This is a genomic window from Pseudomonas sp., assembly GCF_026224925.1.
Taxonomy (GTDB): Bacteria; Pseudomonadota; Gammaproteobacteria; order Pseudomonadales; family Pseudomonadaceae; genus Aquipseudomonas.
Genome location: NZ_JAMFRV010000243.1, coordinates 1 through 25,432 on the forward strand (window position 1 = coordinate 1; position 25,432 = coordinate 25,432).

The following is a 25,432-nucleotide window of genomic DNA, read 5'->3' on the forward strand; positions in this document are numbered from 1 at the left end:
AGCGTGAGCGGCTCGAAGTACAGGCGGTCGGAGGTGTCGTAGTCGGTCGAGACGGTCTCCGGATTGCAGTTGACCATGATCGTCTCGAATCCGTCCTCGCGCAGCGCGAGTGCCGCGTGTACGCAGCAGTAGTCGAACTCGATGCCTTGGCCGATACGGTTAGGACCGCCGCCCAGGATCATGATCTTGTCGCGAGTAGAAGGATTGGCTTCGCACTCCTCCTCGTAAGTCGAGTAAAGGTAAGCAGTGTCCGTCGCAAACTCGGCCGCGCAGGTGTCGACGCGCTTGTAGACTGGGTAGATCTCAAGCTTGTGGCGATGACGGCGCAGATTTTTCTCGGTAACGCCCAGCAGCTTGGCCAGACGACCGTCTGAGAAGCCTTTGCGCTTGAGGCGGAACATCAGGTCGCGATCAATCGTCGCCAGACCCATGGTCTTGATCTTCTCTTCTTCTTTGATCAGGTCTTCAATCTGAACCAAGAACCAGTGATCGATCATGTTCATGCTGTAGATCTGATCAACCGTCATGCCAGCACGGAAAGCGTCTGCCACGTACCAGATGCGCTCGGCACCCGGCACGGTCAGTTCGCGCTTAAGCACGGCCATGCTTTCCGGATTGGTCAGATCAAGCTTCGGATCGAGACCGCAGACGCCCACTTCCAGACCGCGCAGAGCTTTCTGCAGGGACTCCTGGAAGGTCCGGCCGATGGCCATGACTTCGCCGACCGACTTCATTTGAGTGGTCAGGCGTGCATCCGCCTTAGGGAATTTTTCGAAAGCGAAGCGTGGCAGCTTGGTGACGACGTAGTCGATCGACGGCTCGAACGACGCCGGGGTTTTGCCGCCGGTGATTTCGTTTTGCAATTCGTCGAGGGTGTAACCGATGGCCAGCTTGGCTGCGACCCGAGCAATCGGGAAGCCGGTGGCTTTCGACGCCAGGGCCGAAGAGCGGGAAACCCGTGGGTTCATCTCGATCACAACCATACGACCGGTGTCCGGGCAGATGCCGAACTGGACGTTGGAGCCGCCGGTTTCAACGCCGATCTCACGCAGTACCGCCAACGAGGCGTTACGCATGATCTGGTATTCCTTGTCGGTCAGCGTTTGCGCTGGCGCAACCGTGATCGAGTCGCCAGTGTGCACGCCCATCGGGTCAAAGTTTTCGATGGAGCAGACGATGATGCAGTTGTCCTTTTTGTCACGGACGACTTCCATCTCGTACTCTTTCCAACCAATCAGCGACTCATCGATCAACAGCTCTTTGGTCGGTGACAGATCGAGACCGCGCGTACAGATCTCTTCGAACTCTTCGCGGTTGTAAGCGATACCGCCACCGGTGCCGCCCATGGTGAAGGACGGACGGATGATGCACGGGAAGCCTAGCTTCTCAAGCACGACGTACGCTTCTTCCAAGGTGTGGGCGATGCCTGAGCGCGGGCAATCAAGGCCGATGGATTTCATCGCCTTGTCGAAGCGCGAACGGTCCTCAGCCTTGTCGATGGTGTCAGCGTTGGCGCCAATCATCTCTACACCGAACTTCTCCAGAACGCCTTCGCGCTCCAGGTCCAGTGCGCAGTTCAGTGCAGTCTGGCCGCCCATGGTTGGCAGCAGCGCGTCAGGACGCTCTTTCTCGATGATCTTGGCAACCGTCTGCCATTTGATCGGCTCGATGTAGGTCGCGTCAGCCATCGACGGGTCAGTCATGATGGTGGCCGGGTTGGAGTTCACCAGAACGACGCGGTAACCCTCTTCGCGCAGGGCTTTGCAGGCCTGGGCGCCGGAGTAATCGAATTCACAGGCTTGGCCGATCACGATGGGGCCGGCGCCAAGAATCAGGATGGTTTTTATATCTGTACGTTTTGGCATGGTTGTCACTCAAATTCTAGTCAGTCGGCAAGCCGTCTTGAACATTACTCTCAGGGCGTTGGGCGGATCATCCAGACAACATCACCTGGGCTCAGCCCAACCCTCTGCGCACTAATTCCTCAAGGCAGCCGATTAGCGCCGCTTGGCCATGGCGTCGATGAAGCGATCAAACAGTGGCGAAACATCGGTAGGACCCGGGCTCGCTTCAGGGTGACCCTGGAAGCTGAACGCGGACTTGTCGGTACGCTCGATGCCTTGCAAAGTGCCGTCGAACAACGACTTATGCGTCGCGCGAAGGTTGCTCGGCAAGGTGCTTTCGTCGACGGTGAAACCGTGGTTCTGGCTGGTAATCATCACCACTCCGGTGTCCAGATCCTGGACCGGGTGGTTCGCGCCATGGTGGCCGTGATCCATTTTCAGGGTCTTGGCGCCAGAAGCGAGTGCCAGCAACTGGTGGCCAAGGCAAATACCGAAGATTGGCGTCTCGGTTTCCAGCAATTCCTGAATAGCCTTGATCGCGTAGTCGCACGGCTCAGGATCGCCAGGACCGTTGGACAGGAAGACGCCATCAGGGCTGAGTGCTAGCACGTCACTGGCCGGAGTCTGAGCCGGGACCACGGTGACGCGGCAACCGCGATCGACCAGCATGCGCAGAATGTTCAGCTTAATGCCGTAGTCAAACGCCACTACGTGGTAAGGCAGATCAGCAGCAGCGAAGTCTGGATGGCTGTCGGTCGCCAGATTCCATACGCCCGAGCGCCATTCGTAGCGGTCTTTGACGCTGACGACTTTCGCCAGGTCCATCCCTTTGAGGCCTGGGAAACCGCGTGCGGCTTCAATCGCAGCTTCTTCAGAAATGTTGTCACCGGCCATGATGCAGCCGTTTTGTGCACCTTTCTCACGCAAAATGCGGGTCAGGCGACGGGTATCGATGCCTGCGATCGCTACCACATTGTTGGTTTTCAGATAGTCCGCCAGGGACATCTTGTTCCGCCAGTTGCTCGCTACCAGCGGCACATCGCGAATAACCAGCCCGGCCGACCAGACGCGATCAGACTCGGCATCTTCTGGTGTAGTACCGGTGTTGCCGATGTGCGGGTAAGTCAGGGTAACAATCTGTTGGGCATAGGAAGGATCGGTAAGGATTTCCTGATAACCGGTCATTGCGGTGTTAAACACCACCTCACCAACGGTTTGACCGTCGGTTCCAATGGCTTCGCCGCGAAAAATGCTGCCATCAGCAAGGGCGAGTATGGCTGGCTTAGTCAAGAAGACCTCCCGTAGTTAAAGCCTGAAAGGGCATTCGCAGGTTGCAAAAAAGCGGAATGACGTAGACACGTCACCCCGCTTGCTTGTCGAATTAGTCGAATTATCTGCGCGCTTTTAGTGGACACACTAAAGCTGTAGGTTACAGAAAAGGGGGGTTTTGGTCTACCGCCAATGAGTCTAAAAGACAGGGGAATGCGACGGAACATCGCGAGGCGGGGTAAAACGGGGTCAAAACCCATGAAAACCATGGGTTTTGATGAATCGGTTAACGCAGGTCCAGCACGTCTTGCATGTCGTAAAGGCCCGGAGGTTGATCCTGGAGCCACAATGCGGCACGGACGGCGCCCTTGGCAAAGGTCATACGGCTGGACGCCTTATGAGTGATCTCAACCCGCTCACCGTCCGCAGCAAACAACACCGTGTGATCACCAACAATATCGCCCGCACGAATCGTCGCGAAGCCGATGCTTTGGCGATCACGGGCACCGGTTTGGCCCTCGCGACCGTAAACCGCAACCTTTTCAAGATCCCGGTCCAACGCCTTGGCAATGACTTCACCCATGCGCAGAGCGGTCCCCGAAGGTGCATCGACCTTATGACGGTGATGAGCCTCGGTGATCTCGATATCAACATCGTCGCCCAGTACGCGCGCAGCCGTGTCCAACAGTTTCAGGCATAAATTGACGCCGACGCTGAAGTTGGCAGCAAAGACGATGGGAATTTCTTTCCCTGCCTCAGCCAGACGCTGCTTCTCTTCCACGGAAAACCCGGTGGTGCCAATGACCATAGCCTTGCCAGCCTTACGGCAAAAAGCCAGGTTCTTCAGGGTCACTGACGGGTGCGTGAAGTCGATCAACACATCGAACTCGTCAGCCACTTTGGCCAAGTCGCCCGACAGCGGTACACCGATACGACCCAACGCAGCTAACTCGCCAGCATCCGCGCCGACCAACGAACTGTCCGGACGATCAACTGCCGCCGTCAAACCTGCGCCAGGCGCTTGCTGAACGGCTTCGATCAGGGTTTTGCCCATGCGCCCAGCGGCGCCCATTACTGCAATACGTCGCATGCTTAGCTCCTGCCGATAGCCCTTACAAATCGCCGAAGAAACGCTTAACACCTTCAAACCAACCGCTGGCTTTAGGTGAATGCGAACTGTCGCCTTCGAGGGTCGCGCGGAACTCTTCAAGCAACTCGCGCTGACGACGCCCCAGATTAACCGGAGTTTCGACTGCAACACGGCACATCAAGTCGCCAGCACCGCCACCGCGAACCGGGGCAACACCTTTACCTTTCAAGCGGAACTGTTTACCGGTCTGCGTGCCTTCCGGAATTTTCAGTTTGACCCGGCCGTCTAGCGTTGGCACTTCCAATTCGCCGCCTAATGCTGCGTCGGCAAAGCTGATCGGCACTTCACAGAACAAATGCTTGCCGTCACGCTGAAAGATCGCGTGCTCGCGAACATTGATGACCACATACAGGTCGCCGGTCGGGCCGCCCTGCGTACCCGCTTCGCCTTCGCCAGACAGACGAATACGATCGCCGGTATCAACGCCAGGCGGCACTTTCACCGACAGGGTTTTGTATTCTTCGACGCGGCCTTCGCCTTTGCACGAGTCGCATGGATCAGAAATGATCTTGCCGTGCCCGTGGCAACGCGGGCAGGTTTGCTGCACAGAGAAGAAGCCCTGCTGCATGCGCACTTGACCAATACCACCGCACGTCGGACAGGTAATCGGCGCAGAGCCTTTCTTCGCACCTGAGCCATCGCACGGCTTGCAATTGACCAAGGTCGGCACTCGAATGCTGACCGTTGTGCCGCGTACCGCTTCTTCAAGATTCAGTTCGAGGGTGTAACGCAGATCGCTGCCACGCTGGGCACCGCCACGCGCGCCGCCACGACCACCACCAAAAAAGTCACTGAACACATCACCGAAGATGTCGGAGAAATTGGCACCGCCAGCACCAAAACCAGCACCGCCGCCGCCCATGCTTGAGTCAACACCCGCGTGACCATACTGATCGTAAGCCGCACGCTTGCTGGTATCGGAAAGCACTTCATAGGCCTCATTGGCCTCTTTGAACATGTCTTCAGACGCTTTGTCGTCGGGGTTGCGGTCTGGGTGGTGTTTCATTGCGAGACGGCGATAAGCCTTTTTCAGGTCCGCTTCACTGGAGCCGCGCTCCACACCCAATATCTCGTAGTAGTCACGCTTAGCCATAAGTCTTCCGCACTCTTGATACTTTGCCGCATGGCTTTCGGGTCAAACCCGCCAGCCGAAAAATTTCGTCTATTCCAGACACGCCAACGCGGGAGCAAGCTCCCGCGCGGCGACATCCTACCAGTGACCGCTGGACTGCGGTCAACTGGCTTTCAAGTAAGCCTTGGCTTACTTGTGGTCTTTCACTTCTTCGAACTCTGCATCGACGACGTCGTCGGCTTTTGCAGGCTCTTCAGCGTGAGCGTCACCGGCGCCTTGCGGCTTAGCAGCTTCTTCGGCGTACATTTTCTGTGCAACCGGAGCAGTCAACTTGGACAACTCTTCAACCTTGGCTTCGATGGCCGCTTTGTCGTCGCCTTTAACGGCAGCTTCCAGAGCAGTCAGCGCAGCTTCGATCGCGGTTTTTTCTTCCGCGGTCACTTTTTCGCCAGCATCGACGATCATTTTGCGAGTCGAGTGCACAAGTGCGTCACCCTGGTTGCGGGCAGCAGCCAGCTCGACGAACTTGTTGTCTTCTTCAGCGTGGGCTTCAGCGTCACGCACCATCTGTTGAATTTCTTCTTCAGACAGACCGGAGTTGGCCTTGATGATGATCGACTGGGTTTTACCCGTTGCCTTGTCTTTGGCGCCTACGTGCAGGATACCGTTGGCATCAATGTCGAAGGTCACTTCGATCTGAGGCACACCGCGTGGAGCTGGCGGAATGTCAGCCAAGTCGAACTTGCCCAGCGATTTGTTCTGAGCCGCTTGCTTACGCTCGCCCTGCAGAACGTGAATAGTCACTGCGCCCTGATTGTCATCGGCAGTCGAGAACACTTGCGATTTCTTGGTAGGAATCGTGGTGTTTTTCTCGATCAGCGCAGTCAACACGCCGCCCATGGTTTCGATGCCCAGCGTCAGCGGGCTAACGTCCAGCAGCAATACGTCTTTAACGTCGCCAGACAATACCGCGCCCTGGATAGCAGCACCCATTGCAACCGCTTCGTCCGGGTTAACGTCTTTGCGAGCATCTTTACTGAAGAATTCAGTAACCAGCTTCTGCACTAACGGCATACGGGTCTGGCCGCCGACCAGGATCACGTCGTCGATTTTACCAACATCGATACCCGAATCTTTAAGAGCAATGCGGCAAGGCTCGATCGTACGCTTGACCAGGTCTTCAACCAGGGCTTCCAACTTGGCGCGAGAAATCTTCACGTTCAAGTGCTTAGGACCGGTTGCGTCTGCAGTGATGTACGGCAGGTTAACGTCAGTCTGCAGGCTGGAAGACAATTCGATTTTGGCTTTCTCAGCGGCTTCTTTCAGGCGCTGCATGGCCAGCGGATCACCCTTAAGGTTCATGCCGCTTTCTTTCTTGAATTCGTCAACGAGGTAGTCGATCAAACGAATGTCGAAGTCTTCACCACCCAGGAACGTATCGCCGTTGGTAGCCAGTACTTCAAATTGGTGCTCGCCATCGACTTCAGCGATTTCGATAACCGAAACGTCGAACGTACCGCCGCCCAAGTCATAAACGATGACGGTGTGATCGCCTTTCGCTTTGTCCATACCGTAAGCCAAAGCAGCTGCGGTAGGTTCGTTGATGATGCGCTTGACGTCCAGACCAGCGATACGGCCGGCATCTTTAGTCGCTTGACGCTGGCTGTCGTTGAAGTAGGCAGGAACGGTGATCACCGCCTCTGTTACTGCTTCGCCCAAGTAGTCTTCAGCGGTTTTCTTCATCTTCTTCAGGATTTCAGCCGAAATCTGAGGAGGCGACATTTTCTGACCGTTGACTTCGACCCATGCATCGCCGTTATCAGCTTTGACGATCTTGTAAGGGACCATCTGAATATCTTTTTGCACGACTTCTTCGTCGAAGCGGCGACCGATCAAACGCTTTACTGCATACAACGTGTTGTGCGGATTGGTCACTGCCTGACGCTTGGCAGACTGGCCAACCAGGATTTCGCCGTCATTTGCATAAGCGACGATGGACGGCGTGGTGCGCGCGCCTTCGGCGTTTTCGATAACTTTTACATTGCCGTTTTCAAGAATGGAAACACACGAGTTGGTGGTCCCCAGGTCGATACCGATGATTCTGCCCATGTTAATTCTCTCCTGGAACTTAGATTTGGTTGCCGCAACTGCGTTTACAAATTGCGGTAGCACTTAAACGCATGACTTCTAAATGGGGGCCTGATGGCTGATTTCAAGCCTGCTCATCAATCGATGGCCTAACAGGTGCAACGGGTTTACTGACAACAACCATTGCCGGACGCAGCAAGCGGCCATTGAGCTGATAGCCCTTCTGAAACACTTTGAGCACGCTGTTAGGCTCGACGTCTGCACTTTCCTGCATGGCCATTGCCTGGTGCTGCGAGGCGTTGAACGGTTCGCCGTGCGGATCGATGGCTTCCAACTGATAACGCTTCAGGGTGTCCTGGAACATTTTCAGTGTCAGCTCGATACCTTCGCGCATTGGACGAATGCTTTCATCGTCCGGGCTGGACAAATCCAGACCGCGCTCCAGGCTGTCGATGATCGGAAGCAAATCGCCTGCGAACTTCTCCAAAGCGAACTTATGAGCTTTTTCTACATCCTGCTCGGCACGGCGGCGGACATTCTGCAGATCCGCAGCCACTCGCAGGGATTGGTCCTGGGCGGTCGCCAATTGCTCTTCAAGCCCTTGCACGCGCGCCACCATGTCATCACCCGAAACCGCTTCAGCGGTCTGATCTTGAGTCTGCGTATCCAGATTCTGTTCGTCAGCCATAGATTTCTCCTTTCAATTACATCCGTGAGCTCAACTCACGCTTCTGTCCCGCTATATGGGGTCTTAATTTTCAGCTTCAAGGGCAGCAAGGCGCACAGCGGCGCTGAGCCTGGTCAAAAAATATCTTGCTCCTAGGTCACTGCAAGCGCGTTACAAATCACACAAAGAACTTAAAACGCCGATAAATCGTCCAAATCGAGCTAAGCCCAGGCATTGTCAGCAGGAAACAAAACACTGTATAAATAACCAGACAAATTGCTTGGGAGCCACCTCTATGCTGGTGCACCTGTCCGTACATAACTATGCCATCGTTGAACATCTCGATCTTGAGCTGGACCGAGGCATGAGTGTAATTACTGGCGAAACCGGTGCGGGTAAGTCGATCATGCTCGACGCACTCGGCTTGACGCTGGGTGATCGCGCCGACAGTGGCGTGGTTCGTCCCGGCGCTGACAAGGCCGACATTCTCGCCACGTTCGACATTACCGATATCCCCGAAGCGCGAGCCTGGCTGCAAGAGCGCGACCTCGACAACGATGGGCCGTGCATCCTGCGCCGGGTCATCACCGCCGAAGGCCGTTCACGCGCTTATATCAATGGTACGCCGTGCCCCCAGGGCGATTTGAAGGCACTGGGCGAATTCCTGATTGATATCCACAGCCAGCATGAACATCAATCCCTGCTCAAAACAGACACTCACCGCCGCCTGCTGGACGAATATGCCGGCGCCAACGACCTTGCGCGCCAAGTGCATCTGGCAGCGCAGAGATGGCGTCAGGCGCGACAGGAACTGGAACGACTGTCTAACTCCGGTGACGAACAGCGATCGCGCCATCAATTACTCAGCTATCAGCTCGAAGAACTCGAAAGCTTGAGCCTTGGCGAAAACGAACTGGAACAACTGGAGCAAGAACACAAAACCCTGACCAACGCTGAAAGCTTGTTGAGCATTTGTCGTCAGGTCGTCGAACAATGCAGCGAAAACGACTCCGGCAATGTACTGAATGCACTGACCGCCAGCCTCAATCGCTTGAGCGCTGCCACCAGCTCACCCACCGCCATGAGCGAAGCCGCAAGTTTACTGTCCAGTGCACAGATCCAAGTCGAAGAAGCCGTGGGCGAATTGAATCGCTTTCTCGATCACTTCGACGCCGACCCGGCACGCTTACAGCAACTGGAAGAACGCCTGGACATCATTTATACCTTGGCGCGCAAACACCGCATTCAACCGACGGAGGTTGCTGCCCTTCAGCAGCGCCTGCTGGACGAGATAGACTCGCTGAACGCCAACGACGAATCAATCGAACGTCTCGAAAACGAACTGGCCGCTTATGCACGTCATTATCACGACAAAGCGCGGGAGCTAAGTGATCTGCGTCAACAATCCGCACCTAATCTGGCGTCGGCGGTCGAGCAGGAGATTCAGCGCCTAGGGATGCCTGGCGGCCGGTTCAGCATCGAACTGCGCCCCAACAGCAGCAAAGAGTTGCTGCCTAATGGACTGGAACAGGTGGAGTTACTGGTCAGTGCCAACCCAGGACAACCCCTCAAGGCGTTGGCTAAAGTTGCTTCGGGCGGCGAATTGTCACGAATCAGCCTGGCGATTCAGGTCATCACTGCACAAACCTCCCGCGTACCCACACTGGTATTCGATGAAGTCGATGTCGGCATTGGCGGACCCACCGCAGAAATCGTCGGGCAGCTGCTGCGACGTCTTGGGGAGCGCGGGCAAGTCATGACGGTCACTCACCTGCCTCAGGTGGCCGCGCAAGGGCACCAGCATTTATTCGTGCACAAGGTGCGCGACAGCGATGCGACACGCACCGCCGTCTCGAAGCTGAGCAAGACCGAACGTATAGAAGAAGTGGCGCGCATGCTCGGCGGCATCGACTTGACCAAGGAATCATTGGCCCACGCGAAAAAAATGGTCGTCACCGCCAAGGTCTGACCAAGCAAACCGTGAACATAAGAACGCACAAAGGCGACCCTAGGGCCGCCTTTGTTGTCGCTGCCAGAAGGCTTAAACCTTCTTCTTGCGCACGTAGAGCACCAAGTTGTGATCCACCAACTCGTAACCATGCTTCTCGACAATCCCCTTTTGAAGCTTCTCGATTTCTTCTTCGAAGAATTCGATCACTTCGCCAGATTCCACGTTGACCATATGGTCGTGGTGGCCGCCGTCAGCCAGTTCGAATACAGCATGACCGCCGTCGAAATTGTGGCGAACCACTAATCCGGCTGCTTCGAACTGAGTCAGTACACGGTAAACCGTGGCCAGGCCGACATCCTCGTTAGCTTCCATGAGTGCCTTGTAAACATCCTCGGCGCTCATGTGGCGTTGCTCGGCGGAATCGAGCATCTGTAGAATTTTAACCCGTGGCAGGGTCACTTTTAGTCCGGCTTTACGTAGTTCGCTATTTTCAACCATGGTCAGCTTTCTCGCGGATGCTGCTTCGCAGCTTCTCTTAATGCGGGTATGATCGGGGCTTTGTTTCCCCAGCCAAGATAGTGGAAGTCGCCCACCGATGCAAAACACCAAGCTCCTGCTAGCCAGTTTCACCTTCGTGGGACTGATCGCACTCGCCGGCTGTTCAATCCCCGGGGTTTACAAAATCGACATCCAGCAGGGCAATGTCGTCACGCAAGACATGATAGACCAGTTACGCCCGGGAATGACCCGGCGGCAGGTACGGTTTATTATGGGCAATCCTTTGCTGACTGACACGTTCCATACTGACCGCTGGGATTATTTGTATAGCCTGCAGCCTGGAGGTGGCGAACGCCAACAGGAACGCATGACGCTAATTTTTAATGCCAACGACCAACTGGCCAGTCTTTCCGGTGATTTCAAGCCGGGCGTAAGCCGTGACGAAGCCATTCTCGGCAAGCACAGCGACACGACGGAAGAACCAGCCAAAGGTGAAACACCTAAAGCCGACGAGCCGCCAAAGCCGGGTTCGTTGCTTGAACAGATTCAGAATGATGTTGATAAGGTTAAAAGCGTACCGGTTCCGACCCAAGAACCACTGCAAACGTCGCCTCAATAACGACACACGGTTCTCAGCATCAACAAAAAAACCCGGCATGCCGGGTTTTTTTACGTCTTCGTCTTGGCCAACACAGCCTTGGCGGCGCGCAAACGACGAACTTCTTTCGGATCGGCCAACAACGGTCGGTAGATCTCGATCCGATCGCCAGTCATCAGCACACGTGTTTCGCCATCACTCACGACCTTGCCAAATATCCCCACCGGACAGTGGGCCAGATCCAGCTCGGGAAAGTGCTTACCAATACCGGATGCTACCAACCCAGCACGCACCGTTGTCCCTACGGGCAAATCAACACTGAGCAGGACTTGCCGATCAATAGCGGCATACACCACTTCGACTTCGATCCGCACCTCAGCCATGTAGCTGTTTCGCTCGCTGGCAAAATGCGTCAACCAACGTGTTAGCCGCCTGATTGAATAACGGGCCTAAGGTTGCACGAATAATCGGCCCCGCGTAATCGAAAGACAGGTCCAGGCTAATCTTGCAGGCCTTTTCGCCCAACGCCTTGAATGTCCAGACGCCGTGCAGTTGAGTGAAGGGCCCTTCTTCAAGGTTCATCTCAATCGACTGCCCGGGCACTAGGGTATTGCGCGTCACAAAATGCTGGCTAAGACCGCCCTTGGCAATTTCTACACGGGCGCGCATGTGCACGTCGCTCGCGTCCAGCACCACGCCTGAAGAACACCACGGCAGAAATTCCGAGTAGTGAGTGACATCGTTTACCAAGTCATAAAGCGCCTGGGCTGGGTAAGGCAACAGGGCTGAACGTTGAATATGGGTAGTCATGTCAGCATCACTTCCAAATAAATTGCATCAGCATCGTTCACAAAAAAACCTGCCTGATGCCAGAGCTTGATGCTCAAACCAACCAAGCAATGGATGAATATCGAGTACGCATTGTCCGGGATTCAATCAAGGTGCTCAAGCACGCAGGTTGACCGTAGCCGACAGCGCACTGACTCCCTATAATGCGTCCCCTATGGCTAAGCTCAAGAAACACCCCACAGGGACCATCGCGCAAAATAAAAAGGCGCGTCACGATTACTTCATCGAACATAAGTTCGAGGCCGGTCTGGTCCTGGCTGGCTGGGAAGTAAAAAGTTTGCGTGCCAGCAAGGTGCAGTTGGTCGACAGTTATGTGCTGCTCAAAGATGGGGAGGCTTGGCTCATGGGTAGCCATATCTCGCCACTGACGACTGCGAGCACACACGTCATCGCTGACCCGACACGTACCCGAAAACTCTTGCTCAACCAGCGCGAGCTCGAAAAGCTCATTACCGCGGTTCAGCAAAAAGGCTATGCCTGCGTGGCCCTTTCCATTTACTGGAAAGCACACTTGATCAAGTGTGAAATTGCGCTAGGCAAAGGCAAGAAGGAATACGACAAGCGCCACACCGAACGTGAGCGCGACTCCGATCGCGAGCTGCAACGCGCGGTTCGGAGCAAAGGTAAGGATGATTAGGTCCGACGCTTAACCGCGTCGCACCTTTCGCGAATGAATTCGCTCCCACAGTAGATCCGTAGTCCTCTGTGGGAGCGAATTCATTCGCGAAAGCGTCAGCTCAAACAACCTCTATTTCAGCCCCAATCAAACCCCCTTGCGCCGCTCCGCCCTCGCCGTCCGCTGTACCTGCTGCCGCACCTCTTCAAGCACCTCTTGCACGTACAGCAAATGACGTGTGGAGACTTCGCGTGCAGCGTCCGCACGACCTTCGATGATCGCCATGTACAACTCACGGTGCTGGCTGATCAGCATGTCGCGGGTCTCGGTGCGCTGTTTATACATGCCACCGATGTTGGTCACGACATTGCGCTTGAGCAAATCAAACAAACCCCGAATTGTGTGCAACAGCACCGCATTATGGCTGGCTTCGGCGATTGCCAAGTGAAAGCTGGCATCCGCTTCACCCTCCTCGGCCCGGCTTACCTCGCCTACCCGCGAATAACAACTCTGCAATAAGTCGAACGCTGTCCGCAGCCGCTCGCGGTCCAGGTCGGTCGCGCGTTGGGCGGCGTAGTACGCACATGACGCTTCGAGCGTCTGACGAAATTCCAGCAGATCACGCTGAGCATCCGGATTACTTTCCAGCAGATGCAGCAACGGATCACTAAAGGTCGAGCCAAGATTTTCGACCACGTAATTGCCGCCACCTTGACGGCTGACTAACAGGCCCTTGGCCGTGAGCTTCTGGATAGCTTCGCGCAGTGACGGGCGAGACACGCCAAACTGTTCGGCCAACGCGCGCTCAGCAGGAAGGCGCTCTCCAGACTGCAATGTACCTTCGAGAATCATTCCTTCGAGCTGCTCGACAATATCGTCAGACAAACGACGCTGACGCACTTGATCAAACCCCATAGAAATCTCCGAACCCCGATCATTTACCGGGACCGCTTATTCTCGCCGATTGCCGCCGCGCCGACACCCTTCAGATACAGATGAAAACAGCCCATCAGCGCAAAAAATTCAACAAATCGACGAAAGTATTAGAAGAGCAAATTGACACACCGGTGGCAAGGCTTCTAACCTAGCGTCCAGACATTGTAAATTGGTCTTACCAATTATCCAATGCCGACGTTTAGTGGACATTCTCCACAGCGTTGCAAGACCTTTCGACATAACGAAGGGCTTGACTGGTGAACTGCGCGACTCGTTCGTCAGCATCGGTTCGACGGCTATGCTCAGCGCTAGTCCCGGACCCGCATGCGACGCACAAGCAACAAGGTACACCGGGCCTGACCAACAATAATTAGGGGCCACCTCACTATGCAAACCTGGCAACAGTTCTATACCCCACTCGGCAGCCTTGGCCTTTCCGCCATCGCGGCAGTCGTTCCCATTGCGTTTTTCTTCCTGGCGCTTGCCGTGTTCCGGCTCAAGGGTCATGTTGCGGGCACGATCACTATGCTGCTGTCGGTGGTGATTGCGATTTTCGCGTTCCACATGCCGGCGGACATGGCCATCGCTTCGGCCATTTATGGCTTTGGTTACGGCCTGTGGCCCATCGCGTGGATCATTGTCGCAGCGGTATTCCTCTACAAGTTGACCGTCAAAAGTGGCCAGTTCGAGATTATTCGCAGCTCGGTACTGACCATCACCGACGACCAGCGCCTGCAAGTGCTTCTAATCGCCTTCTGCTTTGGTGCCTTCCTTGAAGGTGCGGCAGGGTTCGGCGCGCCGGTAGCGATTACCGCAGCGCTGTTGGTAGGCTTGGGGTTCAACCCGCTTTACGCCGCTGGTTTGTGCCTGATTGCCAACACAGCGCCGGTTGCATTCGGTGCCTTGGGCATTCCAATCATCGTTGCCGGGCAGGTTTCCGGAATTGATGCGTTCAAGATTGGTGCGATGGCCGGCCGCCAGTTGCCGTTACTCTCGCTATTCGTGCCGTTCTGGCTGATGTTCATCATGGACGGCAAGCGCGGCGTCAAAGAGACTTGGCCAGCAGCATTGGTTGCCGGTGGTAGCTTCGCAGTCAGCCAGTACTTGACGTCGAACTTCATTGGTCCAGAACTGCCAGACATCGTCTCGGCACTGATCAGCCTGGTTTCCCTGACGCTGTTCCTCAAAGTCTGGCAGCCAAAACGCACTGCCGGCGCAACCATGGCCGGCGCATCGTTGTCAGCTGCGGTCGTTGCCAGCCCAGGCGGCTTCGGTCAACCACGCACCTCGATCGCGTCTGAATACAACAGCGGCCAGATCTTCAAAGCGTGGTCGCCATTCCTGATCCTGACGGCCGTGGTCACCATCTGGACGCTGAAACCGTTCAAGGCACTATTCGCCGCCGGTGCTGCGCTGCAAGCCTGGACCATTAACATTCCGGTCCCGCACCTGGATCAACTGGTCTCCAAAATGGCTCCGGTTGTGGTTAACCCGACCGTGATGCCAGCAGTGTTCAAGCTCGACTTGATCGCCGCATCGGGTACTGCGATTTTGATCTCGGCGCTGATCTCAATGATCGTGCTGCGAATCAAGCCAGGTGTAGGCTTGAGCACATTTAAAGAAACCCTGTTGGAACTGCGCTGGGCCATTGTCTCCATCGGCATGGTGCTGTCTTTTGCCTTCGTGATGAACTACTCCGGCATGTCCACTACGCTGGCACTGGTGTTGGCATCCACCGGCGCCGCGTTCCCGTTCTTCTCACCGTTCCTCGGCTGGCTGGGTGTGTTCTTGACCGGCTCCGACACCTCGTCCAACGCGCTGTTCGGTTCGCTGCAAGCCACAACAGCTCACCAAGTGGGCGTCAGTGACGTACTGATGGTAGCGGCGAACTCCACAGGCGGCGTGACTGGCAAAATGATCTCGCCACAATCGATCGCCGTGGCGTGCGCGGCCACTGGTCTAGTGGGTCAAGAGGCCGACTTGTTCCGGTTTACCCTCAAGCACAGCTTGTTCTTCGCCGTCATTGTTGGCTGCATCACTTTGATTCAAGCCTACTGGCTCACCGGCATGCTGGTGATCTAAGACTGTCAATAGACAGCAAATCGCAACACCTGTAACGCACACCGCAACGAATTGGCGTCGGGCTAACCACCCGGCGCCAACCATTCATAACCCGGTCTGCAACGCGGCAGAAAGTTTCAGCGATTCATCTTTCAGTCGCTGCGCTGGACGGATAACCGGGCCCACCCGGAGAAACGCCTGATGAGCGAGCTCTATTACAACGCCGTGCCGAATGCGACCCGTGTCGCACCGCCACGCGCCGCACCACGCCAATACCCTGATGTGAAGCCTGAGCGGGTTTACCTGTTCGGTACCTGCGTGGTTGATCTGTTTTATCCAGAAGCCGGCATGGATGCGATTCACTTGCTCGAACGCGAAGGCATTCGGGTGGAGTTCCCTCAAGGGCAAAGCTGTTGCGGACAACCGGCGTACACCTCGGGTTATACCGATCAAGCCCGAGAGGTCGCGCGTTCGCAACTGGCGTTATTTGCCGGCGATTACCCGGTCATCGTCCCATCCGGTTCATGTGCCGGCATGTTGCGCGAGCACTATCCCGACTTGTTCAAGGACGAGCCGGACACCCTCAAACAGGTCCACGCCTTGGCTGCTCGTACCTATGAGCTGGCCGAGTTCCTGCTGTTCGTGTGTAAGGTTCAACTGAATGACAACGGCGCACCGATCAAGGTTGCGCTGCACACGTCTTGCTCCGCACGCAGGGAAATGAACACCCACCTGCACGTGCGGACGTTACTGTCGCAGATGAGCAACGTGGAACGTGTCGACCACGGTCATGAAAGCGAATGCTGTGGTTTTGGCGGCACGTTCAGTGTGCGCATGCCGGACATTTCCGGAGCGATGGTCGCCGACAAAACCCGCTCGCTGAAAGAATCCGGCGCGCATCAAGTCGTGACGGCTGATTGTGGCTGCTTGATGAACATCAACGGCTCGCTGGAAAAACAACGGGAATCGCTGCGCGGCCAACATTTGGCCAGTTTCCTGTGGCAACGCACCGGAGGTGGTCAATGAACACCCCTACACGAATTCCTGTGATGGAAGTCGAAGAAGCCGGAGACGACTTCCGCGCTCGCGCCCACAAAGCGTTGGCCGACAAACAACTGCGCAACAACTTCCGCACCGCCATGGACTCGCTGATGACCAAGCGCGCCGTGGCGTTCAGCGATGCCGATGAACGTGAGCGCCTGCGTGAGCTGGGTAACGCGATCAAAGCCCGCGCGCTGTCGAAATTGCCCGACCTGCTTGAACTGCTCGAAACCAACCTGACCCGCAACGGTGTGAAAGTGCACTGGGCGGAAACGGTGGACGAAGCGAATGCCATCGTTCTTTCAATCGTCGAAGCCCATGCCGCCAAACAGGTGATCAAGGGCAAGTCGATGGTCAGCGAAGAGATGGAGATGAACGACTTCCTTGGGGCGCGTGGCGTCGAGTGCCTGGAAGCCGACATGGGCGAATACATCGTCCAGCTCGATCACGAAAAGCCGTCGCACATCATCATGCCGGCCATCCACAAAAACGCTAAGCAAGTGGGCCATCTGTTCCACGAAAAGCTTGGTGTCGACTACACCAACGATGTCGATAAATTGATTCAGATCGGCCGTAAAGTATTGCGACAAAAATTCTTTGAAGCGGACATCGGTGTGTCCGGCGTCAACTTCGCCGTGGCTGAAACCGGCACCCTGCTGCTGGTAGAAAACGAAGGCAACGGGCGGATGTGCACATCGGTGCCGCCGGTGCACATCGCAGTGACCGGAATAGAAAAAGTCGTCGAAAACCTGCGTGACACCGTGCCGCTGCTGTCGCTATTGACGCGCTCGGCGCTGGGCATTCCGATCACCACTTACGTCAACATGATCTCCGGCCCACGCAAAGCACACGAGCTGGATGGCCCGCAGGAAGTGCATTTGGTGCTACTGGATAACGGTCGCAGCCAGGCCTTTGCTGACAGTGAGTTGCGCCAAACGCTGAACTGCATCCGCTGCGGCGCCTGCATGAACCATTGCCCGGTCTATACCCGAATCGGCGGCCACGCCTACGGCGAGGTTTACCCTGGCCCTATCGGCAAGATCATCACGCCGCACATGGTCGGCCTGAACAAAGTCCCGGATCACCCTAGCGCGTCATCGCTGTGCGGCGCCTGCGGCGAAGTGTGCCCGGTGAAAATCCCGATCCCGGCACTGTTGCGGCGCCTGCGAGAAGAGAACGTCAAATCCCCGGATGACCCGCACAAAGTCATGCGCGGCCAAGGCAGTAAATATTCGCGCAAAGAACGCTTCATCTGGAATGCCTGGTCGCGACTCAACAGCTCGCCAACGCTGTACCGAGTATTCGGCTTTTTCGCCACTCGCCTGCGCAACCTGACGCCTGGCAACATCGGTCCCTGGACGCAGAATCACAGCGCGCCGAAACCCGCTGCACGCTCGCTGCACGAACTGGCCCGCGAGCATTTGGCCAAACAAGGCGGAGAACAATAATGAGCGCCAGAGAGAATATTCTTAACAAATTGCGCCGCAGCCTGACCGGCGCCACGCCGATTGCCGATACCTTCGACGAAGACTTGGTGACCACGCCGTGGAGCTACGCGCCCGAGTTGCGTATCGCGCAACTGCGCAAACTGATGGAAGCAGTCCACACTGAAATCCACCTCAGTGCCGAAAGCGCCTGGCCAGCGTTACTAGGCAAGCTGGTCAGCGACCGGCAACTGCCAAGCCTGCTCATCGCACCCGGCACGCCCCACGGTCGACGCGTCACTGAGCATTGGTCGATTCATCCCGAATTGCCGGCGCTTAAGGCTTACGACCGGCCGATCGAGGAGTGGAAAACCGAGCTGTTCGATGACACCCCCGCCAGTTTCACCACCACCTTGGGCGCGATTGCCGCGACGGGCAGCCTAATCCTGTGGCCAACCCGCGAAGAGCCGCGGTTGATGAGCTTGGTGCCGCCGGTGCATTTCGCGTTGCTCAAGGCCAGCGAGATCTACGAAAACTTTTACCAGGTCCAGCAAAAACAACAGTGGCCGGTCAACATGCCGACCAATGCGCTGCTGGTGTCCGGGCCATCTAAAACCGCAGACATCGAGCAAATTCTGGCGTATGGCGCTCACGGCCCGAAAGATTTGGTGGTGCTGATTCTGGAGGATGCATGAACCTGCCCATTGCATTTGTGCGTGAAGCAGAACGGCTGATCCCGCAGAACAGGCGCTTCGACGATCCGTTGTCGACCTTGGCCTTCGGCACCGACGCCAGCTTCTATCGGCTGATACCCAAGCTGGTGATCCGCGTCGAATCCGAGGAAGAAGTCGTCGCGCTGCTTAAAGTGGCGCAGACGGAAAAAGTACCGGTGACGTTCCGGGCAGCCGGAACCAGTTTGTCGGGGCAGGCCATCAGCGATTCGGTGCTGCTGGTGTTGGGCGACAATTGGAACGCGAAAGAAATTCGCGGCCAGGGCACTCAGATCCGTCTGCAACCGGGCGTCATCGGTGCTCAGGCCAACGCTTGGCTGGCGCCGTTCGGGCGCAAGATCGGCCCCGACCCGGCGTCGATCAACGCCTGCAAAATTGGCGGCATCGTCGCCAATAACTCCAGCGGCATGTGCTGCGGTACGGCGCAAAACAGTTATTACACGCTGGCGGGCATTCGCTTGGTATTGGCTGACGGCAGCAGTGTCGATACCGAAGACCCGGGCAGTGTTGCAGCGTTTCGCGACAGTCATTCTGATTTGCTGGAAAACCTGGCTCGCCTCGGTCGTGAAACCCGCGCCAACACTGAGCTGGCGGCAAAAATTCGGCACAAATACCGGCTAAAAAACACCACCGGCCTATCACTGAATGCGCTGGTGGATTTCGACCAGCCGCTGGATATCCTCAGCCACTTGCTGGTGGGTTCCGAAGGCACGCTAGGGTTTATCAGCGCAGTCACGTACGACACGGTCATCGACCACCCTTTCAAGGCATCGGCGCTGATTGTGTTTCCGGATGTGGAGACCTGCTGCAACGCAGTCACTGTGCTGAAAACCCAGCCGGTTGCCGCCGTCGAATTGCTGGATCGTCGCAGCATGCGCTCGGTGCAGAACAAACCGGGCATGCCGGCATTCGTGCGTGAATTGTCGGAAAACGCCTGCGCGTTGCTGATCGAATCCCGCGCTGCGTCCCAAGTCCTGCTGCATGAACAGCTCGCGCACATCATGGACTCGCTGGCACCGTTCCCCGTAGACAAGCAAGTCGACTTCACCGAAGACCCACTGGAAAACGCGCGCCTATGGGCCATCCGTAAAGACACCTTTCCGGCCGTCGGCGCGGTGCGTAAAACCGGCACCACGGTGATCATCGAAGACGTGACCTTCCCCGTAGAGCAACTGGCGATTGGCGTACGACGCCTGATCGCGCTGTTCGAGAAGCACCATTACGATGAGGCGATTCTGTTCGGCCACGCGTTGGAGGGCAATCTGCACTTTGTCTTCACCCAAAGCTTCGAGAGCCCAATAGAAGTCGCGCGCTATCAGGCGTTCATGGAGGACGTCACGCAGCTGGTCGCTGTCGAATTCGGTGGCTCATTGAAAGCCGAGCACGGCACCGGCCGTAACATGGCGCCGTTCGTTGAGTTGGAATGGGGCAGCGATGCCTATCAACTGATGTGGCAGCTCAAACGCCTGCTCGACCCGAATGGAATTCTTAACCCCGACGTGGTGCTGAGTAACGATCCGCAGATTCACCTAAAACATTTGAAACCGTTGCCTGCCGCCGATGAAATCGTCGACAAATGCATCGAGTGCGGCTTCTGCGAACCGGTCTGTCCATCCAAAGGGCTGACGCTGAGCCCACGGCAACGCATCGTCATCTGGCGTGACATTCAGGCCAAGAAACGCGCGGGCATTAACACCACCGACCTGGAACGCGATTACCACTACCAAGGCATCGACACGTGCGCCGCCACTGGCCTGTGCGCACAACGCTGCCCAGTGGGCATCAATACCGGCGAGCTGGTGAAAAAACTTCGCAGCCGAGAAGCGACCCACGGCAAAACCGCAAATTGGCTGGCCGATCACTTCAAGACCACGTTACAGGGTGCGCGCTTCACCCTGCACGTGGCCAACGGCGCACGCATGTTCTTGGGTGCGCCACGCCTGGCAAAACTCTCCGCCGCATTGCGTAAGGCATCGGATGGGCGCATACCGCTGTGGACCGCCGCAATGCCGCAACCGGAACGGGCGATTCGTTTCAGCCCACCGGTGAACGATCAGCGCCCGCGCGTGGTGTACTTGGCAGCGTGCGTCTCGCGCGTCATGGGCCCCGCCGCCAGTGATCGCGAGCAAACGTCGCTGCTGGAAAAGACCCAGGGCTTGCTGGAAAAAGCCGGCTACCAAGTGGTCTTCCCCGACAACCAAGACAGCCTGTGTTGCGGTCAGCCATTTGCGTCCAAGGGCTACAACGAACAGGCCGAGCATAAACGCCAGGAACTGCTCGCGGCCTTGCTGACAGCTAGCCGTGGCGGCCTTGATCCGATCTATTGCGACACCAGCCCCTGCACCCTGCGCCTCGTCCAGGACCTCAAAGACACACGCCTGGACCTGTACGACCCGGTGCGTTTCATCCGCACCCACTTGTTGGACAAATTGCACTTCACGCCTCAGCAAGAAGCGATTGCGGTACACGTAACGTGCAGCACCCAGCACTTGGGCGAAAGTCAGGCACTGATCGAACTGGCGCGGCTGTGTAGCGTGAACGTGGTCATTCCTGAAGGCATTCACTGTTGTGGATTTGCGGGCGACAAAGGCTTCACCACGCCAGAGTTGAACGCGCATTCGTTGCGTACCCTGAAAGATGCGGTGCAGTTCTGCAACGAGGGCATTTCAACCAGCCGCACCTGTGAAATCGGACTGTCGCAGCATGGCGGTATCGACTACCACGGCCTGGTGTATTTGGTCGACCGAGTGACACAGAGAAAGTCGGTGTAACGCTGATAGGACGGGGCGAAAAATGCCCCGTCATGGTGCCGGAACCCGCTGGGATGGCTATTTCAAATGAGATAGAAGAAATAATAGAACCCCTGCGAACCGTGACAGTCCATCTCTTTAAGCCCCACAAAAAAGGGCTTACCACAGACCTCGGACGGGCCTCATAGACCGGATACTCCGAGTCCACAGGCTTAGGAGATACACATGAAGCGTACCGCACTCACAGGGTTGTTCCTCGCTGCCGCACTGTTGGCTTCCCCGGTATTTGCCGCTGAAGATCTGTGTGGGGCGAATCTGCAGACCATCAAAGACGACCTAGCCTCGGGCAGCGACATCGGCGAAGAGCAAAAAACGGAGCTTATGGAAACTCAGAAAGCAGCCATGGCCGCTCACGCTGCTGGTGATGACAAGAAGTGTATAGAGCTCACCACCAAAGCCATTGATGACGTGGACCAAAGCGACGCCGGCGATAGCGATGGCGGTTCGAAGTAATCTTTGCGTACAAGGCCAGTCGCAGGTTGGCCTGCTTTTCAGCACCGCTGCAGACAGGTGGTCGACGTGGTCCGATCATTCGGGTAGAATCGGTCACCTGACTGCTCACGCGGTTGCTATCGGGGCCGATTAGGATTCGACGCTGGTCGCGAAACTTTAGGTGCATGCCGAGTTGGTAACAGAACTCGTAAATCCACTGTTGCAACTTTTATAGTTGCCAATGACGAAAACTACGGCCAGGAATTCGCACTCGCCGCTTAATTGCGACGACTAGAGCCTGAGCCTCTGGTTACTTCGGTACCAGCAATCACTAGAGGATGCCTGTAAACTCGAAGTGATTGTCATGCAGAACAGGATCGCCGTGCAGTACGTTGTGGACGAAGCGGCTAAAACTTACACAACTCGCCCAATGCACCCTGCCCGTCGGGCCGCTGCGGGTTAACTTAATAGACACGGCTACGCATGTAGTACCGACAGCGGAGTACTGGCGGACGGGGGTTCAAATCCCCCCGGCTCCACCACTTCAACATCTAAAGACGTCCACGGACGTCTTTTTTTGTGCCTGAAATCCAGTGAATACAGGGATTTAGCGGCTATTGAGGTCTCAGTAGCTTTTGGGAGTTCCAGAATTTCTGGTATTCCAAACGGTATTCCAGCCCATCCGGTGCTAATCTTTGGAATACCAAATCAGTGCTTGAGGGAAATCTCATGCCTGCTCAAACCCTCCGCCTTTCCGATCGACAGCTCAAGGGAGTCAAACCCGCGTCCAAGGATTACGTCCTCACCGACGGGGACGGTTTGCAACTCCGTGTACGCAGCAACGGCTCTCTGCTGTGGAATTTCAATTACCGTGAACCGGTGACGAAGAACCGAATTAACATGGGCTTGGGTACCTACCCAGAGCTTTCGCTGGCGAACGCCCGAAAGATGGCAGTGCAAGCCCGCGAGCTGCTCGCCCAAGGCATCGATCCGAAAGTGCAACGCGATACGCTAAATGAGGCCAAGCGCGCAGAAACCGAACACACCTTCGAGAACGTGGCCACCGCCTGGTTCGAGCTCAAGAAAGACTCGGTCACCCCAGCCTACGCCGAGGACATTTGGCGGTCGCTCACGCTGCATGTGTTCCCCGACTTGAAGACGACGCCACTCGTGAAAATCACCGCGCCGATGGTGATCGAGCTGCTTCGTCCAATCGAAGCGAAAGGCAGCCTAGAGACGGTCAAACGCCTTAGTCAGCGGCTTAACGAGATCATGACCTACGGCGTGAACTCCGGCCTGATTTTCGCCAACCCGCTCAGTGGCATACGGGCGGTTTTTAAGAAACCCAGGAAAGAAAACATGGCCGCGCTCCCGCCCGAAGAGCTACCCGAGCTCATGCTGGAAATCGCAAACGCCAGTATCAAACGCACGACCCGCTGCCTGATCGAATGGCAGTTGCATACCATGACTCGCCCTGCAGAGGCGGCGACCACTAGCTGGGCAGACATCGATTTTGAAAGGCGTGTCTGGACCATCCCTCAGGAGCGGATGAAAAAGCGCCGCCCACACAGCATCCCGCTGAGCGATCAAGCCATGGCATTGCTGGAAATACTCAAGTCCCATAGCGGTCATCGAGAGTATGTCTTCCCGGCAGACCGAAACCCACGTACTCACGCCAATAGCCAGACCGCCAACATGGCGTTGAAGCGCATGGGCTTTCAGGACCGCTTGGTCAGCCATGGCATGCGCTCAATGGCCAGCACCATCCTGAACGAGCATGGGTGGGATCCGGAACTGATCGAAGTCGCGCTGGCGAATGTCGATAAAGACGAGGTTCGAAGCGCCTACAACCGGGCGGATTACATCGAACGCCGGCGTCCGATGATGACTTGGTGGAGTGAACATATCCAGAAGGCGGCCACCGGCAGCCTGTCGGCAGCCGCGATCAATCACACCAGAGACCTCAACGTCGTACCTATACGCTGAGCATCCTGAGGCTGGTGGCACCGGAGAAAAACCGTGTAACCGTGTCGTGCAGCATGGCGGAAGACTTCACGACTATCGCAAAATCTCCCGCACGCCTGCGCTCCTTAGTCAAAGTCCCTGAGTATGGGAAGGCTCCGCATTCCCATGCTCAGGGACTCACGCTCTATCGCCCAAACGTTCTGAATACTAATCCTGGCTTTAGATACACCGGCCCAGTCAGATGATATCGACAGCGTGGATATCTAGGATTACTTGTCGCACTGACGATAATTAGCAGCCAACCCTAAGAGCTCGGTAGTTAATAATATTAATTGGCCAATGACCCTGATAGCCCATGAGCGCCGCACGCTCTCTTCGAACCGCACGTCACAAGAAATAGCCGGAATCCCTCCCCTTTACCAACGTCGCGTATCAAGCGTCTTCTTACGCTCCCAACTTCAACCAAACCTGAAAAACACTTGGCAGTGTCCCCACAAATGCCTGACAAAGGCATGACAGCCCGCTCGACTCCTGACAAATGCCCTGTAAACGCCTGACAAATACATGTCAGCCAGAAAAAGCAGCAACCCAATAAAAAATACAGGCACGCCATGGATGTATACACATCCGGTGCCAAAGGGTGATCCCTTTGAAACCCCAGGCTCTACGAGCCAAATGTAAAGCTGACACCGCGAACACAGGCATTTACTGCCCGCGCCCATAATCCAAACAGTCTTTCGAACCAGGCCTGCTTTCGGTTCTATCAGGTTCATTGCGCACTGAGTGAACAAAGGTAGCAAGACAACCTAAACTGCAATACTTCCGGTCATTTACGCTTACTTTCGGTACTATCCGGAACATCTCAGGATTGTTGAAGGTCAGGAAATGGATTTCACCCCCATCATCACGCAGGTCCTGGACACCTTGGGGTTCTTTATCCCTCTGATCCCGCTGATCGGCCTACCCAAGTCACCTTGGGCCAAGGGCCATATTGGCGTACTCCTGATGCATCTGCTCTCCCATTGGCAGCAGGACAAGCGTACCTACCGCCACCTGCACAATGTCACGCTAAACAAACCAGACGGCACCACACAGATCGGCCCCGTATTCCTCTCGTCCAATGGCACCTTCGGGCTGGAAACAAACTACATAAGCTGCTGGATCTTCGGCCGCGAGATGCAGCCCGAGTGGACGCATAAGCTCTACAAGCACACATTCAAGTCAGGAACCCACTCCGACAGAACTACAAGCACCTCAAGGCGCTGGAGACCACCCTTGGCCATAATCCGGCCCGCCTGCACTCGGTCATCACCTTAGTCGGCGGCAGTACCTTAAAAAACCGAGGTGCCGGCCAATGTCATCGAGGGCGGCGGCTTTGCACAGAAAATAAATTTATCTGCTTTTCCCGCTTTTCCCGCAAATTTTTCATG

Annotated in this window: 20 protein-coding genes, 1 other RNA gene and 1 pseudogene; 12 read left to right on the forward strand and 10 right to left on the reverse strand. The window is 56.2% G+C overall.

Annotated elements, in window-relative coordinates; genetic code table 11:
- From carB to grpE, 6 genes are all read right to left on the reverse strand, one after another.
- Positions 1-1,865: carbamoyl-phosphate synthase large subunit (gene carB, locus M0974_RS10535; RefSeq protein WP_297836001.1), on the reverse strand; the 1,865-nt coding region annotated here is incomplete at its 3' end.
- 132 nt (positions 1,866-1,997) lie between these two features.
- Positions 1,998-3,134 (reverse strand): glutamine-hydrolyzing carbamoyl-phosphate synthase small subunit, encoded by a 1,137-nt coding sequence (gene carA, locus M0974_RS10540; RefSeq protein WP_297836003.1) that lies wholly within the window; start codon positions 3,132-3,134, stop codon positions 1,998-2,000.
- A gap of 265 nt (positions 3,135-3,399) precedes the next feature.
- Positions 3,400-4,203 (reverse strand): 4-hydroxy-tetrahydrodipicolinate reductase, encoded by an 804-nt coding sequence (dapB, locus tag M0974_RS10545; RefSeq protein ID WP_297836005.1) that lies wholly within the window; start codon positions 4,201-4,203, stop codon positions 3,400-3,402.
- Between the two features lie 22 nt (positions 4,204-4,225).
- Entirely contained in the window at positions 4,226-5,356 is a 1,131-nt protein-coding gene (dnaJ, locus tag M0974_RS10550) for a molecular chaperone DnaJ (RefSeq protein ID WP_297836006.1), read from the reverse strand.
- A 168-nt stretch (positions 5,357-5,524) separates the two neighbouring features.
- Positions 5,525-7,444, reverse strand: coding sequence for a molecular chaperone DnaK (gene dnaK / locus M0974_RS10555; protein ID WP_297836008.1), 1,920 nt, complete (start codon positions 7,442-7,444; stop codon positions 5,525-5,527).
- 103 nt (positions 7,445-7,547) lie between these two features.
- Complete coding sequence (grpE, locus tag M0974_RS10560) at positions 7,548-8,111, reverse strand: nucleotide exchange factor GrpE (protein WP_297836009.1); 564 nt, start codon at positions 8,109-8,111, stop codon at positions 7,548-7,550.
- A 274-nt stretch (positions 8,112-8,385) separates the two neighbouring features.
- Between grpE and recN the strand changes: the two genes are divergently transcribed.
- Positions 8,386-10,059, forward strand: coding sequence for a DNA repair protein RecN (recN, locus tag M0974_RS10565; protein WP_297836011.1), 1,674 nt, complete (start codon positions 8,386-8,388; stop codon positions 10,057-10,059).
- A 72-nt stretch (positions 10,060-10,131) separates the two neighbouring features.
- Here the strand turns inward: recN and fur are convergent, their stop codons facing one another.
- Positions 10,132-10,539, reverse strand: coding sequence for a ferric iron uptake transcriptional regulator (gene fur, locus M0974_RS10570; RefSeq protein ID WP_297836013.1), 408 nt, complete (start codon positions 10,537-10,539; stop codon positions 10,132-10,134).
- A gap of 97 nt (positions 10,540-10,636) precedes the next feature.
- Here fur and M0974_RS10575 point away from each other — a divergent pair, with 97 nt between their 5' ends.
- Positions 10,637-11,158 (forward strand): outer membrane protein assembly factor BamE, encoded by a 522-nt coding sequence (locus tag M0974_RS10575; protein ID WP_297836014.1) that lies wholly within the window; start codon positions 10,637-10,639, stop codon positions 11,156-11,158.
- Between the two features lie 50 nt (positions 11,159-11,208).
- Here M0974_RS10575 and M0974_RS10580 read toward each other — a convergent pair whose 3' ends face one another.
- Together M0974_RS10580 and M0974_RS10585 are read right to left on the reverse strand one after the other, a co-directional pair.
- On the reverse strand, positions 11,209-11,520 hold the full coding sequence (locus M0974_RS10580) for an RnfH family protein (protein WP_297836016.1): 312 nt from the start codon (positions 11,518-11,520) through the stop codon (positions 11,209-11,211).
- Positions 11,513-11,947 carry a type II toxin-antitoxin system RatA family toxin gene (locus M0974_RS10585; RefSeq protein ID WP_297836018.1) on the reverse strand — a complete coding sequence of 145 codons (435 nt, stop codon included), beginning with the start codon at positions 11,945-11,947 and terminating at the stop codon, positions 11,513-11,515. Before M0974_RS10585 ends, M0974_RS10580 begins: the two co-directional genes overlap by 8 nt.
- 193 nt (positions 11,948-12,140) lie before the next feature.
- On the opposite strand from M0974_RS10585, the gene smpB reads away from it, so the two are divergent.
- Positions 12,141-12,623, forward strand: a complete 483-nt coding sequence (smpB, locus tag M0974_RS10590; RefSeq protein ID WP_297836020.1) for an SsrA-binding protein SmpB — start codon at positions 12,141-12,143, stop codon at positions 12,621-12,623.
- Positions 12,624-12,749: 126 nt separating this feature from the next.
- On the opposite strand, the gene M0974_RS10595 is transcribed toward smpB, so the two are convergent.
- Complete coding sequence (locus M0974_RS10595; RefSeq protein ID WP_297836022.1) at positions 12,750-13,517, reverse strand: FCD domain-containing protein; 768 nt, start codon at positions 13,515-13,517, stop codon at positions 12,750-12,752.
- 408 nt (positions 13,518-13,925) lie between these two features.
- On the opposite strand from M0974_RS10595, the gene M0974_RS10600 reads away from it, so the two are divergent.
- The 9 genes and pseudogenes from M0974_RS10600 to M0974_RS10640 all read left to right on the forward strand — a co-directional run.
- Positions 13,926-15,620: a lactate permease LctP family transporter gene (locus tag M0974_RS10600; protein ID WP_297836024.1), complete on the forward strand. Its 1,695-nt coding sequence runs from the start codon at positions 13,926-13,928 to the stop codon at positions 15,618-15,620.
- Positions 15,621-15,800: 180 nt separating this feature from the next.
- A complete protein-coding gene (locus M0974_RS10605) occupies positions 15,801-16,625 on the forward strand; it encodes a (Fe-S)-binding protein (RefSeq protein WP_297836025.1) in 825 nt (274 codons plus the stop codon).
- Entirely contained in the window at positions 16,622-18,088 is a 1,467-nt protein-coding gene (locus M0974_RS10610) for a LutB/LldF family L-lactate oxidation iron-sulfur protein (protein WP_297836027.1), read from the forward strand. Before M0974_RS10605 ends, M0974_RS10610 begins: the two co-directional genes overlap by 4 nt.
- Positions 18,088-18,759, forward strand: coding sequence for a lactate utilization protein (locus M0974_RS10615; RefSeq protein ID WP_297836029.1), 672 nt, complete (start codon positions 18,088-18,090; stop codon positions 18,757-18,759). Before M0974_RS10610 ends, M0974_RS10615 begins: the two co-directional genes overlap by 1 nt.
- Complete coding sequence (locus tag M0974_RS10620; protein ID WP_297836031.1) at positions 18,756-21,566, forward strand: FAD-binding and (Fe-S)-binding domain-containing protein; 2,811 nt, start codon at positions 18,756-18,758, stop codon at positions 21,564-21,566. The genes M0974_RS10615 and M0974_RS10620 overlap by 4 nt, the downstream gene beginning before the upstream one ends.
- Positions 21,567-21,770: 204 nt before the next feature.
- Positions 21,771-22,058 (forward strand): hypothetical protein, encoded by a 288-nt coding sequence (locus M0974_RS10625; protein WP_297836032.1) that lies wholly within the window; start codon positions 21,771-21,773, stop codon positions 22,056-22,058.
- 121 nt (positions 22,059-22,179) lie between these two features.
- Positions 22,180-22,579: a transfer-messenger RNA gene (gene ssrA / locus M0974_RS10630) on the forward strand.
- A gap of 187 nt (positions 22,580-22,766) precedes the next feature.
- A complete protein-coding gene (locus M0974_RS10635; RefSeq protein ID WP_297836034.1) occupies positions 22,767-24,023 on the forward strand; it encodes an integrase domain-containing protein in 1,257 nt (418 codons plus the stop codon).
- Between the two features lie 864 nt (positions 24,024-24,887).
- Positions 24,888-25,432: pseudogene (locus M0974_RS10640) on the forward strand (nuclease-related domain-containing protein); the annotation flags it as partial.

What these genes read in the sequence shown, in the direction of transcription:
- M0974_RS10625 (WP_297836032.1), top strand. Translation starts at nt 21,771, where the DNA reads ATGAAGCGTACCGCACTCACAGGGTTGTTCCTCGCTGCCGCACTGTTG.
- smpB (WP_297836020.1), top strand. Translation starts at nt 12,141, where the DNA reads ATGGCTAAGCTCAAGAAACACCCCACAGGGACCATCGCGCAAAATAAA.
- M0974_RS10595 (WP_297836022.1), bottom strand. Translation starts at nt 13,517, where the DNA reads ATGGGGTTTGATCAAGTGCGTCAGCGTCGTTTGTCTGACGATATTGTC.
- dnaK (WP_297836008.1), bottom strand. Translation starts at nt 7,444, where the DNA reads ATGGGCAGAATCATCGGTATCGACCTGGGGACCACCAACTCGTGTGTT.
- M0974_RS10635 (WP_297836034.1), top strand. Translation starts at nt 22,767, where the DNA reads ATGCCTGCTCAAACCCTCCGCCTTTCCGATCGACAGCTCAAGGGAGTC.
- M0974_RS10610 (WP_297836027.1), top strand. Translation starts at nt 16,622, where the DNA reads ATGAACACCCCTACACGAATTCCTGTGATGGAAGTCGAAGAAGCCGGA.
- M0974_RS10600 (WP_297836024.1), top strand. Translation starts at nt 13,926, where the DNA reads ATGCAAACCTGGCAACAGTTCTATACCCCACTCGGCAGCCTTGGCCTT.
- recN (WP_297836011.1), top strand. Translation starts at nt 8,386, where the DNA reads ATGCTGGTGCACCTGTCCGTACATAACTATGCCATCGTTGAACATCTC.
- grpE (WP_297836009.1), bottom strand. Translation starts at nt 8,111, where the DNA reads ATGGCTGACGAACAGAATCTGGATACGCAGACTCAAGATCAGACCGCT.
- M0974_RS10615 (WP_297836029.1), top strand. Translation starts at nt 18,088, where the DNA reads ATGAGCGCCAGAGAGAATATTCTTAACAAATTGCGCCGCAGCCTGACC.
- dapB (WP_297836005.1), bottom strand. Translation starts at nt 4,203, where the DNA reads ATGCGACGTATTGCAGTAATGGGCGCCGCTGGGCGCATGGGCAAAACC.
- M0974_RS10580 (WP_297836016.1), bottom strand. Translation starts at nt 11,520, where the DNA reads ATGGCTGAGGTGCGGATCGAAGTCGAAGTGGTGTATGCCGCTATTGAT.
- M0974_RS10605 (WP_297836025.1), top strand. Translation starts at nt 15,801, where the DNA reads ATGAGCGAGCTCTATTACAACGCCGTGCCGAATGCGACCCGTGTCGCA.
- M0974_RS10575 (WP_297836014.1), top strand. Translation starts at nt 10,637, where the DNA reads ATGCAAAACACCAAGCTCCTGCTAGCCAGTTTCACCTTCGTGGGACTG.
- M0974_RS10620 (WP_297836031.1), top strand. Translation starts at nt 18,756, where the DNA reads ATGAACCTGCCCATTGCATTTGTGCGTGAAGCAGAACGGCTGATCCCG.
- dnaJ (WP_297836006.1), bottom strand. Translation starts at nt 5,356, where the DNA reads ATGGCTAAGCGTGACTACTACGAGATATTGGGTGTGGAGCGCGGCTCC.
- M0974_RS10585 (WP_297836018.1), bottom strand. Translation starts at nt 11,947, where the DNA reads ATGACTACCCATATTCAACGTTCAGCCCTGTTGCCTTACCCAGCCCAG.
- fur (WP_297836013.1), bottom strand. Translation starts at nt 10,539, where the DNA reads ATGGTTGAAAATAGCGAACTACGTAAAGCCGGACTAAAAGTGACCCTG.